This is a genomic window from Methylophilus rhizosphaerae, from assembly GCF_900100975.1.
Taxonomy (GTDB): Bacteria; Pseudomonadota; Gammaproteobacteria; order Burkholderiales; family Methylophilaceae; genus Methylophilus; species Methylophilus rhizosphaerae.
Window position 1 is genome coordinate 95,562 of sequence record NZ_FNFX01000005.1, and the last position, 16,450, is coordinate 112,011.

Consider the following 16,450-nt stretch of genomic DNA (forward strand, 5'->3'; position numbering starts at 1 on the left):
AGAGCATCAACGTGATCAGCCAGGCTATCGGCATTCACCGGCGGTAAAATATTGCTTTGCCTGCAGGGCATCCAGCGCAATTTGCGCCTTCAAGGCATCGAGGCCGGCAAACTTTTGTTCGTCGCGCAACTTGTGAAAAAACTGCACATGCACATGCTGATCATAAAGATCGCCATTAAAATCAAACACATGCACTTCAAGTTTGAGTTTGGGAATCCCTTCCAGGGTGGGTCGTATACCCAAATTGGCCACAGCTGGCAAATTGTTTAATTTTACCGCATAAACCCCAGTCAGTGCAGGCCGTTCGTGGCGCATATGCACGTTGGCCGTAGGAAAGCCAAGTTGCCGCCCGAGCTTCGCCCCATGCACCACCTTCCCACTGATGCTATACGCGCGCCCAAGCAAGCTGTGCGCCTTGACCAGCTCCCCGGCGGCCAGGGCGTTGCGCACCAGGGTACTGGACACCCGCTCGCCATTCAGTTGCACTTCCGGCAACGGAATCACATTAAATCCATGCTCGATCAGCGTTTGCACACTCCCGGCACGTTTGGCACCGAAACAGAAGTCCTCTCCCACCATGACCACATTGGCATTGAGTTGCTGGCGCAGCACCTGCATAAATGCGGCCGGGCTTTGCGCGGCAAATGCATGGCTGAAGCGCTGCACATACACATGCTGTACACCACACTCGGCAAAATATTCCAGTTTTTCGCGCATGGAGGCCAAACGTGCCGGTGCATTTTGTGGCGTGAAAAATTCGCGTGGATGCGGTTCGAATGTCATCACGGCCGGCACAATGCGGTAAGTCTGTGCATAGGCAATCAACTGGCGCAGTAAGGCCTGATGGCCAAGATGCATGCCATCAAAGTTACCAATCGCAATCGCTTGCGGCGAAGAGACGTGCGGAATATGGCGAAAAATCTGCATTATTTAGCCACTTGTTTCGTGAAATCCCTGGGACGGAAACCCAGCAGGCCCAACATCGCAAAATACACCACCATCCCCAATACGACGATACCTGCCAGGTGAGCCAGCCTGTGCCAGGTTGGCATCGCCAGCCAGTCCCCTGACCAGGTGGCAAACAGGTGCAACACCACAGCCATCATACCCACGGCCAATATCAGTTTGCCGAGAAACAGTAGCCACCCCTTGTTAGGCATGAATGCCCCTGTTCGCTGCAAGGTCACCCATAACAACATCGCATTCAGACAGGCACCCAAACCGACAGCCAAGGCCAGGCCGGCATGGCGCAACGGTGTGAAATAAAGAAACAGTACATTCAGTATTTGGGTCACAACCAGGGTAAAAATAGCAATCTTTACCGGCGTTTTGACGTTCTGGCGCGCATAAAACCCTGGTGCCAGCACCTTCACCATAATCAGGCCCAGCAGGCTCAGACTGTAGGCAATCAATGCGCGTTCGGTTTGCACCACATCCATAGGCGTAAACTTGCCGTAATAAAACAGGCTGGCCACCAGCGGTTTGGATAATACCGCCATCGCCACCGCTGCCGGAATCGCCAGCATGAACGTCAGCCGCAGGCCCCAGTCCAGCAATTGCGAAAACTCGCCAGCAGATTTGTCAACATGCGCCTTGGATAAGCTTGGTAGCAGGATAGTCCCCAGTGCTACGCCAAGTACACCGGTGGGAAATTCCATTAATCTATCTGCGTAATACAGCCACGACACACTACCGGTAGGCATAAACGAGGCAAATACATTATTCAGCACAATCGAAATCTGGGCGACCGATACGCCAAAAATGGCCGGCCCCATCAATTTGAGGATACGGCGCACGCCTTCGTCCCGTGTGTTCAGTTCGTAGCGCGGCAGCATGCCGATTTTCTGCAAATAAGGAAGCTGGTATAACAGCTGTATCACACCTCCGGCAAACACGGCCCAGGCCAGCACATACACCGAATTGTTAAAATGCGGCGCGACAAACAGGGCGGCAATGATAAAACTCAGGTTCAGCCAGACCGGCGTAAAGGCCGGCACCTGGAATTTGCTATATGCATTCAGGACACCACCCGCCATGGACACCAGCGAAATAAACAGGATATACGGGAAAGTGATGCGCAATAGATCGGCCGTCAAGGCGAACTTGGCCGGGTCACTGACAAAACCGGGAGATGTCAGCCGCACAATCACAGGTGCCGCCAGCATGCCTAAAATAGTGACCCCCACCAGGAACAGGCCCAGCAAGCTCGCAACATGGTTAATCAGGGCGCGGGTGGCTTCCGGCGTGCGCTGTTTGCGGTATTCGGACAGGATGGGCACAAATGCCTGACTGAATGCACCTTCGCCGGAAATACGGCGTAACAGGTTAGGGATTTTAAACGCGACAAAAAAGGCATCGGTCGCCATGCCGGCACCAAAAATACGGGCGATTAAAGTATCACGGGCAAAACCGAGCAGGCGCGAGATAAACGTCATGCCCCCGACCGTGGCCAAAGCTTTAAGCAAATTCATAAATAGTGGAAAATACGCGTCTTGTCGTTATTGCCAGCCGCCTGCAACACCCCTGCGCGCACCGTTTTTATTCAAGCGTGTTAAGGTGGTGCGATTTTACCACGCGGCCTGCATCGCAATGAACAAATTACGTTTCCTGCCTTGCAAAAACAAAGTAAAAACAGTATTATGCACGGTTTCGTATTACACCCCTTTTGAAAGTTACAGGATAAACGAACATGGCAAATACCGCACAAGCACGCAAACGCGCGCGCCAATCCGTAAAAGTGAATGCGCACAACGCTGCACTGCGTTCCACTTTGCGTACCGCAATTAAAAAAGTAATCAAGGCTATCCAGTCTGGTGACAAAGCTGCTGCCGTGGCTTCCTACCAGGAAAACGTGAGCGTGATCGACCGTATCGCTGACAAGAAAATCATCCACAAAAACAAAGCTGCCCGTCACAAGAGCCGTTTGACTGCTGCGATCAAGGCATTGTCCGGCGACGCGCCAGTGACTCTGGCTTCCGTGAAAAAAGCAGTTGCGCCTAAAGCAGCTCCGAAAAAAGCTGCGGCTAAAGCAGAAGCTGCGCCAGCTAAAAAAGCTGCCGCTAAACCTCGCGCCAAAAAAGCCGCTGAATAATTTCAGCAGGGGTGCATACAGAAAAGCCGGACGGATGTCCGGCTTTTTATTTATCCAAAGAATTGCAGCGCTTCCATTAACACGGCTAAATATCCGCTGAAAAATAAAAAGCCCGGACGATTACCGGGCTTTTTACCAGAGGCGCATTACTCGCCGATATGCAATTCGCTGCGGGCGACTTTGGCCACATTCAGCACAGCCTGTGCATCCTCACCAATCACGGTGAAGTGTCCCATTTTCCGGCCTTCGCGTGGCTCATGCTTGCCGTATAAATGCATTTTCAGGTTGCCATGCGCATAGGCTTTATCCCACGCCGGTTCCTGCTGCTTGCCCCTATATAGCCAGCTATTGCCCAGGATATTGACCATTACCGCCTTGCTGTGTTGGCGCGGACTACCCAGAACCTGGCCAGTAATGACGCGCACCTGCTGTTCAAACTGGTTAGTGACACAGGCATCAATGGTGTAATGGCCGGAGTTGTGCGGGCGCGGCGCAATTTCATTAATCAGCAACTGATTACCAACCACAAAAAACTCCACACCCAATACGCCAACATAATCCAGTTTGGTTGCCAGTTTTTTGGCCAGTTCCTGCGCATTGGCTTTAATCACCTCAGTGCAGCGCGCTGGCGCAATACTAACATCCAGAATACCGTTCAAATGGCTATTTTCAGCAGTCGGGAAAGCGGCGATATTGCCGTGCACATCCCGCGCCAGCACCACAGACACTTCCAGATCAAGCGGCAACATTTTTTCCAGTACGCAGACTTCCTGCCTGAAGTTCTGGAATGCCGCTTTTGCTTCAGCCTGGTTTGCGACTCGCGCCTGCCCTTTGCCATCGTAACCAAAGCGCGCCACCTTCAGTACCGCCGGATACATATCACCATCCGCAGGCAAGTCAGCCTCGCTGGTGATGGCAACAAATGGCCCCACCGGCAACCCTGCTTCCTTGAAGAAGGTTTTTTCCTTCACCCTGTGCTGGGCAATTGCAACCGCCTCTGCACTTGGATGCACAATGGTTGATTGTGCCAGGGTTGCCAGCGTTTGAGCCGGTACGTTTTCAAATTCGGTAGAAATCGCCTGGCAGGTTTCTGCCATGGCTTTCAATGCGGCAACATCGTCATACGCTGCACACAAATGCACGTCAGCAATCATGCCGGCCGGGCTGTTTTTATCAGGATCGAGCACGGTGACTTTATAGCCCATTTCGTGTGCCGCAATAACAAAGAAGCGGCCCAGCTGGCCGCCACCCAACATACCCAGCATCGCTGAAGGTTGAATCACAGAGGGCTTCATGGCTTTTCACTCAACTCCATTGCGTGTACTTTTTCCGCCTGTTGCTTGCGGAAAGCAGCCAGTTTTTCTGCCAGCGCGGCATCCTGATTGGCCAGCATGGCCACGGCAAACAGCCCTGCATTGGCTGCACCGGCATCGCCGATGGCAAAGGTAGCGACCGGGATGCCTTTAGGCATCTGCACGATGGACAATAAGGAATCCTGCCCTTGCAGGTGTTTGGATGGCACAGGCACACCCAGCACCGGCAATGTTGTTTTTGCAGCGACCATGCCCGGCAAATGCGCGGCACCACCGGCACCGGCAATAATCACCTGGAAACCCTGTGTGGCAGCAGACTCGGCAAACTGGAACATCAGGTCTGGCGTACGGTGGGCAGAAACGACAGACGCTTCATACGCCACGCCAAAATCCGCCAGCATTTGCGCGGCATTTTTCATGACCGGCCAGTCGCTGTCAGAACCCATAATAATGGCTACCAGAGGTTTACTCATATCACATAACCTTTTTCGTTAAATTGCATCCTTGCGCGCTTAAAGCAGCACAAGATTGTCCCTATGAATCAATTCTTTTTCTTCCGCGTAACCCAGTATGTTTTTAATTTCGCTACTGGGTTTACGCATGATGCGGCGTACTTCACTGGCATGGTAATTGACGATACCCCGCGCCCATTCCTTGCCATGGGCATCTACACAGGCCACCACATCACCGCGTTCAAACTGGCCGATGACCTCAACGACACCGATTGGCAGCAGGCTTTTGCCTTCCTTGCACAGGACATTGACCGCTCCATCATCCAGTACCAGTTTACCGCCCAGGCGCAAGTGATCAGCCAGCCATTGTTTCTTGGCGACGATTTTGATTTTCCCGGCCTGCAAATGCGTACCAATCGCCTCGCCCTGGCTTAACCGGCTCAGCACGTCCGGCTCACGGCCAGACGCAATCACGGTATGCGCGCCACTATTGGCAGCCCGCTTTGCCGCCAGGATCTTGGTCAGCATGCCGCCGGTACCAACCGCACTACCGGCACCGCCCGCCATGGTCTCCAGTTCAGGATTGCCGGCAGTTTCAAAATTGATAAAAACAGCGTCTGGATGTTTGCGCGGATCAGCGGAATATAATCCTTGCTGGTCGGTGAGGATAATCAATGCATCCGCTTCAATCAGGTTCGCGACCAGCGCACCTAATGTATCGTTATCACCGAAGCGGATTTCTTCGGTAACAACCGTATCATTTTCATTAATGATGGGAATGACATTCAGGTCGAGCAGCGTTCGCAGGGTAGTACGTGCATTCAGGTAGCGCTTGCGGTCAGCCAGGTCTTCGTGGGTCAGTAATAATTGCGCGGTGTGCAAGCCATGCTGTGCAAAACATTGCTCATACATTTGCACCAGGCCCATTTGCCCGACAGCGGCAGCGGCCTGCAACTCGTTAATTTCCACTGGCCGTTTTTTCCAGCCCAGGCGCTGCATACCTTCAGCCACCGCACCGCTGGAAACCAGCACTACCTGCTTGCCCTGCTTCACCAGCGCACTGATTTGCTGCGCCCAGGCAGCAATTGCACCCTTATCCAGGCCCTGCCCATTGTTGGTCACCAGGCTGGAACCGACCTTCACAATCAGGATTTTGCTGTCTTGTATAAGGGAAACGCCCATAACGAAAAGTGATTATTTTGTTGTTTATTCTATCGAGGGCTAGGCCTGGGTCGGCTGCGCCTGCTCAGCCTCGGCTTCGCGCTGTGCACGTGCCTGGTCAATATGGTCCATGATGGCATAGCTCAGTTCTTTACAGCCGTTGCCGCTAATGGCAGAAATCGCAAATACCGGCCCGTTCCAGCCATAAGCCTTAACGAATTCAGCGACTGCCTGCGCACTGTTTTCCAGCATATCGATTTTATTCAATACCAGCCAGCGTGGTTTGTCGTAGAGTTCCTGATCGTATTTTTTCAGTTCATTCACGATTGCTGTGGCTTCCTGCACCGGATCCACCCCCTCATCGAACGGTGCAATATCGACCAGATGCAACAGTAAAGAGGTACGTTGCAAATGGCGCAGGAACTGATGTCCCAGGCCAGCGCCTTCTGCCGCGCCCTCAATCAGGCCTGGCACATCGGCAATCACGAAGCTGCGGTTGCTATCGACGCGCACCACGCCCAGATTTGGGTGCAGCGTGGTAAAAGGGTAATCCGCTACCTTGGGTTTAGCGGCTGATACCGAGCGGATAAACGTGGACTTACCGGCATTGGGCATGCCAAGCAAACCGACATCCGCCAGCACTTTCAGTTCCAGGTATAACTCAAATGCCTCACCCGGATCACCCTTGGTACATTGCCGTGGTGCACGATTGGTGCTGGTTTTGAAATGGATATTACCCAGGCCACCATTACCGCCCTTGGCCATCAGTACTTTCTGGCCATCGGCATTCAAATCCACCATCATTTGCCCCGTGGCTTTATCACTGATCGTCGTCCCGACCGGTACGCGCAGGATCATGTCATCACCACCCTTGCCATAGCAATCGGAACCACTGCCGTTTTCACCACGCTGGGCACGAAACATACGGGTATAACGATAATCGACCAAGGTATTGATATTACGGTCAGCGACCACAAAGATAGATCCGCCGCGGCCGCCATCGCCGCCATTGGGGCCACCCATGGGTTCGTATTTTTCTCGGCGGAAAGTCGCCACGCCGTTACCACCGTCACCGGCATAGACTTTGATAGTAGCTTCGTCAATAAACTTCATAATAAAAATTGCTTTACTCGTAATTTTGCATGTTTTTTGTGCTTACTCTTTGCCGTACTGATGTGTACTGTCTGCATCTCTGCGCGCAAAAAACAAGCAGGCTAACTTCGTACGCTAATTTTTCTTTAGGTATGAGTAATTGCGAACTATAAAGTAAAAAGCCCCGTCAAGCGACAGGGCTTTTTTCATAAAAGTGCGATTAAATCGCTTCGATGCTCACAGTGTGGCGTTTCAATGCGCCTTTAACAGCAAATTTCACTTTGCCTTCCACCAGTGCATACAAGGTGTGGTCTTTGCCCATACCAACGTTCTCACCCGCGTGCATCTTAGTGCCACGTTGACGTACGATGATGCTGCCAGCGTTTACCACTGTTTCGCCGAAGGCTTTTACACCCAGACGTTTGGCTTGTGAGTCGCGACCGTTACGGGAACTACCGCCTGCTTTTTTGTGTGCCATGTTTGATTCCTTATTCTAGCAATCTGCTCTACTCAAGCAGAACGTGCTTATTTTGCTGAAATAGTGTCGATTTGAATTTCTGTGTAGCTCTGACGATGACCTTGAGTCTTGCGATAGTGCTTACGACGGCGCATTTTGAAGATCATCACTTTGTCGCCACGGCCATGTGATACCACAGTGGCATTCACTTTAGCACCGGCTACCAAAGGTGCACCAATCGTGGTTGATTCACCGTCAGCAATCAACAACACTTTGTCGATCACTACTGTGGAACCCACGTCGCCAGTCAATTTCTCAACTTTTACTTTGTCACCAGCGGCTACTTTGTACTGTTTGCCACCTGTTTTAATCACTGCGTACATAATAATGCCTTAAACATCACCTTTTAAAGAACCCGCAATTATACGCAATTTATCCAACAATGCAAATACATTTGCGCATGTTTTTGCGCGGTGGGCAGTCGGCATTTTACCACGGTCAAACCGCTACTGGGACGGATGCTGAATGCAGCCGGAAAGGCCTGATACTACCCCTGGTATACCAGGCATAAATCCTCAGCATTGCATCCAGCAACGCTTCCGCCAGCAAAGATAAATCCCCTGTCGGCGCCTGGTAGTTCGTCACACGGTAAATCGGCTGAATTTCAGGATTATTCAGGGAGCTTAATGGCTGGAGAATGACCTGGGCAATTTCCCGCTCAGCCTGCATGACATGCAGGCTGAACATCCCGCTGATGGACAATTGCATCACCTGCCCGTCATTGAGCCGCAACCGGTACTGTTTTTTGTTTAACTGTTCAATGTCACTAATTGCCAGGAGGGTCATGACAGACAATAACCTCAGAATGAAAAACGCTATCCTAAATGAGCTGCCGCTTGCAAAACAGATCCAGTTTGGATTTAATTTACCATATCAGTGATTGAACCTAATGGATGGAGCAAGGTGAAAAAGTACGAAGTCATTGCCGAAGAAATGGCCGCCGCTATCCGGCAAGGCCTGCTCAAGCGTGGTGACAAACTCCCCTCCATCCGCCAGGTACAGGCATTGAAACAGGTGAATGCGTCCACCGTTTTCCAGGCCTATTATTTACTGGAAGCACGCGGCTTACTGGTCGCCCGCCCGCGCTCCGGCTACTACGTGGCAGGCAATCTGCACGCAGAACGCTCACTAGCGCCAGGCGGCATGCCACCTGCCGGGCTGCCCACCATGTTACAGGTCAGTGACCTGGTGTTTACCCTGCTGGATCGCATCAAAGATCCGCAACATGTCCCTTTCGGCTCGGCCTTCCCCAGCCCCCGGCACTTTCCCTTGGCAAAACTGGCGGACCATATGGCAAGCGCAGTACGCCGTATACACCCTTCTGATACGGTCAGCGATATCGGCCAGGGAGACAATGCACTCAGGCGCCAGATCGCTCTGCGTTATCAGCTGGATGGCACACACACGGACGCGTCAGACATCGTCGTGACCAACGGTGCACTGGAAGCACTGAACCTCAGTCTGGCGGCAGTGACCCAGCCCGGCGACAGCGTCATTATCGAATCACCGAGCTTTTATGCTGCGCTACAAGCTATTGAGCGCATGGGATTGCGCGCGATTGAAGTACCCAGCCATCCGGAATATGGCATTGATTTGATGGCACTTGAGCAGGCGATTATCCAGCACCAGCCCAAGGCCTGCTGGCTGATGACCAACTTCCAGAATCCGACCGGCAGCCTGATGCCGGAAGACAAAAAACAGGCATTGGTCGCATTGATTACACGCTACCAGTTACCGTTGATTGAAGATGATGTCTATCGCGAATTGTATTTTGGCAAACAGCGCCCATTACCGGCAAAAACCTGGGATAGCGAAGGCTGGGTCATGCATTGCAGCTCGTTTTCCAAGACACTGGCACCGGGTTACCGTGTCGGCTGGGTCTCCGCCGGCAGGTTTACCAGCCAGATCACGCGCCTGAAAATCTCCACCACGCTGGCAACCTCCATTCCGGCCCAGCACGCCCTGGCCAGCTACCTGGCCAAAGGCGGTTATGACAAACACCTGCGCCAGCTCAGGCACCAGCTGATGTTGCAGCAATTGCAGTTTTCGCAGGCTATTTACCAGCACTTTCCCGAACAGGTGCGATTTAACCTGCCTCAAGGTGGTTATTTCTTCTGGATGCAACTGCCGCAACATATTGATAGCCTGCAATTGTTCCAGCAGGCAATCGCGCACAACATCAGCCTGGCACCTGGCCATATGTTCTCGTCACAACAGCAATACGCCAATTTTATCCGCCTGAATTACGGCCATCCACTGGATACGCATAGTCTGCAGGCAATTCAGGCACTGGGCACACTGATGAAGCAGGTATCAAACTGATATGGTTTTTTAACTACAAACTGCATCTGTTTCACTCGAAATAATCAGCTTACACTGCGCTCGTCCTGATTCATCCTGTCGAGTGTTTGCATGCAAGTTTCCCGTAACAAACCCGTGATTCCAATCGTGGCTGCGCCTGCCACGGAACAGACCCTTTCGCTCTACCAGAAAACACCCAAAGTCTACCCGCGCTCGGTCAGCGGCTATTTCAAAAACTGGCGCTGGCTGATGATCTGGCTGACGCAAATTGTCTTTTATGGCCTGCCGTGGCTGCAATATGGGGAGCGGCAAGCCTTCCTGATGGATATCAACGCCCAGCGCTTTTACCTGTTCGGCATGGTGATTTTCCCGCAGGACCTGTTTTACCTGGCACTACTGCTGATTGTTTGTGCACTGGGATTATTTTTATTTACGGCCGTGGCCGGCCGGCTCTGGTGCGGATTCTCCTGCCCGCAATCCGTGTATACCGAGATCTTCTTATGGATGGAGCGCCGTATTGAAGGCGACCGCCTGGCCAGACAAAAACTGGATACCCAGCCATGGAACCTGGGGAAGGCGGCTATCAAGCTCAGCAAGCACAGTGCCTGGCTGGGTTTTGCCATGATCACCGGCCTGACTTTTGTTGGCTACTTCACGCCCATACGCGAACTCATGCCAGCCACATGGCGACTTCAACTCAGCGGCTGGGAGTGGTTCTGGTTCGGCTTTTACAGCCTGGCCACGTATGGCAATGCCGGCTTCCTGCGTGAGCAGGTCTGCAAACATATGTGCCCTTACGCACGCTTCCAGAGTGCGATGTTTGATAATCACACGCTGATTGTGGCGTATGACAGTGCACGCGGCGAACCACGTGGTGGCCGCAGCAAAAACCAGGACTACCAGGCGCAAGGACTGGGCGCATGCATAGATTGCAGTATCTGCGTGCAGGTATGTCCGGTGGGCATTGATATCCGCAATGGCCTGCAATACGAGTGCATCAGTTGCGGCCTGTGTATTGATGCCTGTGATGAGGTGATGGACAAAATGCAGTATCCCCGCGGGCTGATCCGCTTTTCAGCCGCAGGCGGCGGCAGTGTACATGGTGTGGTACAGCATCTATTGCGCCCACGCGTCTTGATTTACAGCGGCCTGTTTGCACTGATATTCGGCTGGCTGGCCTACAGTATGCTGCACAAACCTGATTTTAAAGTCGACATTATGCGTGACCGCAATATCATGTATAGGGAAGCCAGCGAAGGTATAGAGAACCTGTACCAGTTACACCTGATCAATGCCACCGAACAACCCCAACATTACAGTATCCAGGCTTATGGTTTGCCGGGCATCAAGGTAGAAAGTGAACGGTCACTCACGGTCGGCGCTACTGAAGAAGCCTTATTACCGCTAAGTCTGTCTGCCCCTTACCCGGACAGGAAAGGCAGCCAGCGCATCATGATTGAAGTCACTGCACAACCGTCAGGTGAAACGGTTTCCACCAACAGTACATTTTATACGCCCTGATTTTTTGCCCCTTGACCCGTGCCCGCTGGACTGGCAAGCGCTTAAAACCGCACCTCAGCCAGATTCAGTACACGGGTCTTTTTTTGCGGCAGGATTTTCAGCAATAACTTATATGTTTCCAGCGCAAACTTGTGCGTGGCAGTCTGTGCAAGCAAGACCTGCATACTTTCATCACTGTCTGCGGTTCCAAGGTAAGTCCAGTACTCAAACACATGAATCTGGCGCAGATCATTATCCAGGTTATATTCTTCAATGCCAATCTTGCCCGCATACGGCCAGGGCCTGAGTTTATGCGCCATCATGGCCTGTTGCAGGCGCAATGTATGCATAACCGTACTTTCCTGGCCACAACACACGCCTTTACAACGCCTCAGCGGATAAGCCTGGCAAGCACCTGGGCGTCCGGGCTCCAGGCCTAATTCCTTCAGGCACAATTGATTCAGTTCTGCGATTTTACGCAACGCCTCAGTGGCCTGCCGCTTGCTTTTGAACATGCCAAACAGGTGCTCGGTACGGGCAGAATCTATTTCATCCAGATCGAGCAGGTGCACATTCGGTTGCGCCTGTGAGTCAATTTGCCAGCTATACAGTGGCTGTGCATATCTCTTTTGCCGCTGATACACAGGCTGGTGTGTTTTTAACAGGCGAGACTCCAGCAGCACCGCGCTCAACTCGCCAGCCACCGGTATCCATTCAAACCGCTTTATTTCCTGCGCCATGCGCTTCTCTTGTGCAGACGCTTCGCGGCCAAAATGAGAGAACACCCGTGCACGCACATTGATGGCTTTACCGATATAGAGCCGCTGATCATTCTCGCCACAGAACCAATAGACACCAGGTGCTTCCGGTAACTCTCCGACCAGACTGGCATCGACATGGCCAGGCAAGACTGGCGCGGACATCAGCTTTTCGGCTGCCGCCTGCACGGCCGCTTCACCCAGCTCCCGCCTGGCATCCGCCAGCATGATCAACACGGCCTCGACATCGCCCATGGCGCGATGCCGCGCCAGACCTTCGATATGATGCCGCGCGACAATGGCATCAATGCCATGGCTGAAATGCTGCGGATACAGCAAACGCGACAGTTTGACCGTGCACAATACTTTTTGCTGCAAGGTAATACCCATGCGCTTGAGTTCCGCTTTCAGGAAACCATGGTCAAACCGGACATTATGCGCGGCCAGTACCGTACCATCCAGGAAAGCCAGCAACTGCCCTGCCACGTCGGCAAACGACGGCGCATGCTGCACCATGGCATCATCAATGCCGGTCAGCGATTGGATAAACGCCGGAATAGGCATGCCTGGATTGACCAGTGTTTGCCAGCGCGCCGTTTCCACGCCATGGTCAAAACGCACCAGTGCGATCTCGGTAATGCGGTCTTTTAACGGGGAGGTACCGGTGGTTTCAAGATCAAGAAAAGTGACGGAAGGCAGCATAGGTCAGGAGTGGTTTCACTGCGGTAAATCAGGACGTGCTTTATTCTATCGCACTTTCTGCGCAAATCCTGCGTGCTCAGTAATTCACCACCCAAAAGAAAAAGCCTGTGCGATGGCATGCACAGGCTTGTGATTACGTCTCAGCCATTCTTCAATCAGACATTTTTCAACTGGCGCATAAATGCATCAAACGATCCCCTGCTGGCCTGCAAGGCATGCAGTTTGCTGACCGACTCGGACAAGGAATCGCTCATAATCTCCAGCGCATCTTCGTCCAGGCGCAAACTCATGGCACCCATTTCCAACTCCACCGTGCCATGCGTTTCGCAATAATGCACGCGGAAACCGGCCTGGCCTGATAACAAAATTTTTTTACACATGGCATGCTCACTCATGATTGGTTGATCCACTGATTGACATCGTTGACTGGCACTTTCCTTGTTCGTGCTCATTCACCAGCAAAGTCCACTGCACGCACATGCGGCGGGAAACACGGCAAATCAGTTCCGAATCCGCATACTCTGGTGCCGTTAATATTTCTGCCAGGCGCAAGGCCTGCTTGGCCAGGTCATAAGTCGGCTTCTTGATATACAACGTTGCGATGTACAGCAAGGAAGCCATCACGGACTCCGCATCCGGTAACGACGGATCGTAGTACGTGGTATTGAGATTCATTGCATGCATGGCTTACCTTTCAAATACTCATTTCAATCTCGGTCTGCATCACGATTCTGGCGGCAGCCTTGCGCAACATTTCATTCATCACGATAAAGCTGTCCGCCTCGAATTTGAGCGTGGTGCCGCCCACTTCGACTTCCACCATGTCTGAAGATTTATGATAGAGCACTTTGCAAGCTGTGTTGCCTGCCAGCATGGTTTTGCCTACGACAGTTTGACGCCTCATCACTCACCTCCTTGGGGTTACACGTTAATTAAATGATAATGATTATCATTTATAAAGTCAAGTAATATTTGGAAGGTGCGATACTCGAGAAGACGACGCGGATTACCAGTCAATGCTGATGCATACATGATGACCAGGAAAAAAGAGGAAAATTCCTGGTGGGAATAAAGGAGTTACAAGTGGGAGCCGGGCCGGTGAGCCAGCAGAAAGGCAGTCGTCTGCTCGCTATTGATTGGCCTGCTCAATAAATAACCCTGCATTTCATCGCACCCCTGCGATAGCAGGAAAGCCTGTTGCTCAGGCGTTTCCACGCCTTCGGCGATGGTTTTCAGGCCCAGGCTACGTGCCAAGTGGATAATTGCAATCACAATCGCCTTATCTTCATCGTCGGTAGAAATATCACGCACAAAAGATTGGTCCACCTTGAGTTTGTACACTTTAAACCGCTTGAGATAGCTTAAAGAAGAGTAGCCGGTACCAAAATCATCAATGGATAGGCGCACGCCCAACTGTGCCAGTGCATCCATCATGGCTACCGCCCCTTGCGGGTTTTCCAGCGCCACGCCTTCCGTCAACTCAAGCTCCAGCGATTGCGGCAACACTGCATAGCGCTGCAGGATTTCCTGCACCAGTGCAGGCAGGCCGGGGTCACGGAACTGTATACTGGACAGGTTCACCGAGACACGGATATCCTGGATACCGGCTGCCTGCCATTGCTGGATCTGTTGCACCGCCTGCTCCAGTACCCAGCTGCCGATGGTAATAATCAGGCCGCTGGATTCCGCCAGCGGGATAAACTCTGCCGGAGAAATATACCCGAGTTGCGGGTGCTTCCAGCGCAAGAGCGCCTCTACTCCCACGATTTTTTGTGTTGTCAGGTCCATTTGCGGCTGGTAATACACGGCCATTTGCCCGAGGGTAATCGCCTGCCGCATCGCATTCATCAACTGCAAATGCCGGGTGGACTGAAGTTGCATCTGGTTACTGAAAAAACGGTAACCGTTGCGGCTTTCCTTTTTGGTCCGGTACATGGCCACATCGGCATTGCGCTGCAGGTTTTCCATATCCAGGCCATCATCCGGATAAATGGCAATTCCGACTGAAGCCGTGACGGTCAGTTGATACTGGTCAATCACCAGTGGCTGCTCAATCGCCTTGAGCAAGCGCTTGACCATGGCCTCGGCCACATCGTGCCCGGCACCAGCCAGCAGAAAAACGAATTCATCCCCGCCCAAACGGCAAATCGTATCGCCTTCACGCTGCAGCGCCTTAAACCTCCGGGTCAGCTCGATCAGCAGGTTATCGCCATAGCGATGGCCCAGGCTGTCATTCACGTCTTTGAAATGATCCAGGTCCAGGAACATCATGGCAAACTGGCCATCCTGCGCCCAGGCGCGTTCAATTTCCGTCGTCACCCGTTCATGCAGCAGGTTGCGATTGGGCAAACCGGTCAAGGCATCATAATTTGCCAGAAACCTTATCTTGGCCTCGGATTCTTTACGCGTCGTGATATCCCGCAGGAATGCACTGTAATAGCGCTCTTCCTGCCGTTCAATTTCAATAATGGTCAGTTCCACCGGAAATTCGCTGCCGTCTCGCCGCATGGCGCTGATTTCCACCGACTTGCCCAGCAGCCTGGGCTCCCCGGTGCGCTGCAACCGTTGCAGGCCCTGGTTATGTGCATCGCGGTAAGCCGGCGGCACAATGACCTCGCCCAGGTTCCTGCCAATCACGTCCTGGCGTTGATAGCCAAAAATATGCTCGGCCGCCCGATTCCATTCCACAATCAGCCCGGCAGTATCCATATTGATGATCGCATCCAGCGCATTTTCCATGACCAGTTGCGCACGCTGCTCACTTGCCAGCAAGTTTTTCTGGTATTGCGCCCGCTCCTGCTGCATGGCAAACCGGTCCAGCGCAAAATCAATATTCGACACCATATCCACCAGCAAGCGCTGGATATCCGGTGCAAACGCATGCTCATCCGACGCATAGAGCGAAAGGCAAGCCACTACCTGTCCATCGCTATGCAAGGGCAGGAAAGCCGCAGCTTTCCAGGAAAACTCCAGGGCAGACGCATGCCATAAAGCCGTGATCACATTGGTCTGGAAATCGCTGATCCAGCAGGGCTGGCCGGTGTTAATCGCCAGGCCGCACGGCCCTTTGCCATAAGGGTTTTCCGGATCGGCAGAAATCTGGACTTTGTCCAGGTATTCCTGCCCGCCGCCGAACGCAGCAATGATTTTTACCTGCCTGCTGTCCGGCATTACCTCGCCTACCCAGGCTAGCTTGGCATGACCGAAATCCACAATAATGCGGCAAATCTGCGCTAGCAAAGCCTGCTTGTCGCGACTTTGTACAATCGCCTGGTGACACTGGCTAAGCGCCAGGTAAAGTTGCGTCAATGATTGAGAGGGTTTCACAGTGTGCGGTACATCCATGCCGCCACTCCAACAGACCACGCACGCCGGCCAGAATGACCATATGCACAGGCGCACAAGGCATTGCGCGTGACTTCTCCCGAACATAGTAAATGAGCTGTAAACATGGATGTATCAACCTGATAAATCACTCAATACTGTAAGGGATAGGCTGGAAATCAAATGCCCAAACACCCCTGTAAATACCCGGCAAATTGGCTGATACCGTTGTTTTTCTG

General features: G+C 52.6%; 17 protein-coding genes. 3 read left to right on the forward strand and 14 right to left on the reverse strand.

All coding sequences use genetic code 11. From position 1 onward, the window contains the following. Positions 1-24: 24 nt before the first annotated feature. Positions 25-927, reverse strand: coding sequence for a bifunctional riboflavin kinase/FAD synthetase (locus BLP53_RS12260; RefSeq protein ID WP_091472471.1), 903 nt, complete (start codon positions 925-927; stop codon positions 25-27). Next, positions 927-2,471, reverse strand: a complete 1,545-nt coding sequence (murJ, locus tag BLP53_RS12265; RefSeq protein ID WP_091472472.1) for a murein biosynthesis integral membrane protein MurJ — start codon at positions 2,469-2,471, stop codon at positions 927-929. The genes BLP53_RS12260 and murJ overlap by 1 nt, the downstream gene beginning before the upstream one ends. 218 nt (positions 2,472-2,689) lie before the next feature. On the opposite strand from murJ, the gene rpsT reads away from it, so the two are divergent. Beyond that, positions 2,690-3,091 carry a 30S ribosomal protein S20 gene (rpsT, locus tag BLP53_RS12270; protein WP_091472475.1) on the forward strand — a complete coding sequence of 134 codons (402 nt, stop codon included), beginning with the start codon at positions 2,690-2,692 and terminating at the stop codon, positions 3,089-3,091. 146 nt (positions 3,092-3,237) lie between these two features. Here the strand turns inward: rpsT and BLP53_RS12275 are convergent, their stop codons facing one another. The 7 genes from BLP53_RS12275 to BLP53_RS12305 all read right to left on the reverse strand — a co-directional run bounded on the left by BLP53_RS12275 (position 3,238) and on the right by BLP53_RS12305 (position 8,412). Next, positions 3,238-4,386 carry a 5-(carboxyamino)imidazole ribonucleotide synthase gene (locus BLP53_RS12275; RefSeq protein ID WP_091472478.1) on the reverse strand — a complete coding sequence of 383 codons (1,149 nt, stop codon included), beginning with the start codon at positions 4,384-4,386 and terminating at the stop codon, positions 3,238-3,240. Beyond that, the gene (gene purE / locus BLP53_RS12280) at positions 4,383-4,877 is read right to left on the reverse strand and encodes a 5-(carboxyamino)imidazole ribonucleotide mutase (RefSeq protein ID WP_091472481.1); all 495 of its coding nucleotides are present in this window, start codon (positions 4,875-4,877) and stop codon (positions 4,383-4,385) included. The genes BLP53_RS12275 and purE overlap by 4 nt, the downstream gene beginning before the upstream one ends. Before the next feature lie 39 nt (positions 4,878-4,916). Then, positions 4,917-6,038: a glutamate 5-kinase gene (gene proB, locus BLP53_RS12285; protein WP_091472485.1), complete on the reverse strand. Its 1,122-nt coding sequence runs from the start codon at positions 6,036-6,038 to the stop codon at positions 4,917-4,919. Between the two features lie 39 nt (positions 6,039-6,077). Then, complete coding sequence (gene cgtA, locus BLP53_RS12290; protein ID WP_091472488.1) at positions 6,078-7,130, reverse strand: Obg family GTPase CgtA; 1,053 nt, start codon at positions 7,128-7,130, stop codon at positions 6,078-6,080. Between the two features lie 199 nt (positions 7,131-7,329). After that, positions 7,330-7,587: a 50S ribosomal protein L27 gene (gene rpmA, locus BLP53_RS12295; RefSeq protein WP_091472493.1), complete on the reverse strand. Its 258-nt coding sequence runs from the start codon at positions 7,585-7,587 to the stop codon at positions 7,330-7,332. A 47-nt stretch (positions 7,588-7,634) separates the two neighbouring features. Beyond that, entirely contained in the window at positions 7,635-7,949 is a 315-nt protein-coding gene (rplU, locus tag BLP53_RS12300; protein ID WP_091472497.1) for a 50S ribosomal protein L21, read from the reverse strand. A 115-nt stretch (positions 7,950-8,064) separates the two neighbouring features. Continuing rightward, a complete protein-coding gene (locus tag BLP53_RS12305) occupies positions 8,065-8,412 on the reverse strand; it encodes a hypothetical protein (protein ID WP_091472499.1) in 348 nt (115 codons plus the stop codon). Positions 8,413-8,529: 117 nt separating this feature from the next. Here BLP53_RS12305 and BLP53_RS12310 point away from each other — a divergent pair, with 117 nt between their 5' ends. Together BLP53_RS12310 and ccoG are read left to right on the forward strand one after the other, a co-directional pair. After that, a complete protein-coding gene (locus BLP53_RS12310) occupies positions 8,530-9,948 on the forward strand; it encodes an aminotransferase-like domain-containing protein (protein ID WP_091472502.1) in 1,419 nt (472 codons plus the stop codon). A gap of 90 nt (positions 9,949-10,038) precedes the next feature. After that, positions 10,039-11,448 (forward strand): cytochrome c oxidase accessory protein CcoG, encoded by a 1,410-nt coding sequence (ccoG, locus tag BLP53_RS12315; RefSeq protein ID WP_091472505.1) that lies wholly within the window; start codon positions 10,039-10,041, stop codon positions 11,446-11,448. Between the two features lie 41 nt (positions 11,449-11,489). On the opposite strand, the gene BLP53_RS12320 is transcribed toward ccoG, so the two are convergent. The 5 genes from BLP53_RS12320 to BLP53_RS12340 form a co-directional block, all read right to left on the reverse strand. After that, entirely contained in the window at positions 11,490-12,887 is a 1,398-nt protein-coding gene (locus BLP53_RS12320) for an exonuclease domain-containing protein (RefSeq protein WP_091472509.1), read from the reverse strand. A 155-nt stretch (positions 12,888-13,042) separates the two neighbouring features. Further along, entirely contained in the window at positions 13,043-13,267 is a 225-nt protein-coding gene (locus BLP53_RS12325) for a hypothetical protein (protein WP_245652840.1), read from the reverse strand. Between the two features lie 7 nt (positions 13,268-13,274). Next, positions 13,275-13,571 (reverse strand): hypothetical protein, encoded by a 297-nt coding sequence (locus BLP53_RS12330; protein WP_176755296.1) that lies wholly within the window; start codon positions 13,569-13,571, stop codon positions 13,275-13,277. 10 nt (positions 13,572-13,581) lie between these two features. Then, a complete protein-coding gene (locus BLP53_RS12335; RefSeq protein ID WP_091472517.1) occupies positions 13,582-13,791 on the reverse strand; it encodes a hypothetical protein in 210 nt (69 codons plus the stop codon). Positions 13,792-13,964: 173 nt separating this feature from the next. Then, complete coding sequence (locus tag BLP53_RS12340; RefSeq protein ID WP_245652842.1) at positions 13,965-16,232, reverse strand: bifunctional diguanylate cyclase/phosphodiesterase; 2,268 nt, start codon at positions 16,230-16,232, stop codon at positions 13,965-13,967. Positions 16,233-16,450 lie beyond the last annotated feature (218 nt).

Excerpts from the sequence above, each read along its gene's own strand:
- BLP53_RS12335 (WP_091472517.1), bottom strand. The coding sequence starts at position 13,791 with ATGAGGCGTCAAACTGTCGTAGGCAAAACCATGCTGGCAGGCAACACA.
- BLP53_RS12305 (WP_091472499.1), bottom strand. The coding sequence starts at position 8,412 with ATGACCCTCCTGGCAATTAGTGACATTGAACAGTTAAACAAAAAACAG.
- rpsT (WP_091472475.1), top strand. The coding sequence starts at position 2,690 with ATGGCAAATACCGCACAAGCACGCAAACGCGCGCGCCAATCCGTAAAA.
- BLP53_RS12260 (WP_091472471.1), bottom strand. The coding sequence starts at position 927 with ATGCAGATTTTTCGCCATATTCCGCACGTCTCTTCGCCGCAAGCGATT.
- ccoG (WP_091472505.1), top strand. The coding sequence starts at position 10,039 with ATGCAAGTTTCCCGTAACAAACCCGTGATTCCAATCGTGGCTGCGCCT.
- BLP53_RS12330 (WP_176755296.1), bottom strand. The coding sequence starts at position 13,571 with ATGCATGCAATGAATCTCAATACCACGTACTACGATCCGTCGTTACCG.
- cgtA (WP_091472488.1), bottom strand. The coding sequence starts at position 7,130 with ATGAAGTTTATTGACGAAGCTACTATCAAAGTCTATGCCGGTGACGGT.
- BLP53_RS12340 (WP_245652842.1), bottom strand. The coding sequence starts at position 16,232 with ATGGATGTACCGCACACTGTGAAACCCTCTCAATCATTGACGCAACTT.
- rplU (WP_091472497.1), bottom strand. The coding sequence starts at position 7,949 with ATGTACGCAGTGATTAAAACAGGTGGCAAACAGTACAAAGTAGCCGCT.
- rpmA (WP_091472493.1), bottom strand. The coding sequence starts at position 7,587 with ATGGCACACAAAAAAGCAGGCGGTAGTTCCCGTAACGGTCGCGACTCA.
- BLP53_RS12325 (WP_245652840.1), bottom strand. The coding sequence starts at position 13,267 with ATGTGTAAAAAAATTTTGTTATCAGGCCAGGCCGGTTTCCGCGTGCAT.
- BLP53_RS12275 (WP_091472478.1), bottom strand. The coding sequence starts at position 4,386 with ATGAAGCCCTCTGTGATTCAACCTTCAGCGATGCTGGGTATGTTGGGT.
- murJ (WP_091472472.1), bottom strand. The coding sequence starts at position 2,471 with ATGAATTTGCTTAAAGCTTTGGCCACGGTCGGGGGCATGACGTTTATC.
- purE (WP_091472481.1), bottom strand. The coding sequence starts at position 4,877 with ATGAGTAAACCTCTGGTAGCCATTATTATGGGTTCTGACAGCGACTGG.
- proB (WP_091472485.1), bottom strand. The coding sequence starts at position 6,038 with ATGGGCGTTTCCCTTATACAAGACAGCAAAATCCTGATTGTGAAGGTC.
- BLP53_RS12320 (WP_091472509.1), bottom strand. The coding sequence starts at position 12,887 with ATGCTGCCTTCCGTCACTTTTCTTGATCTTGAAACCACCGGTACCTCC.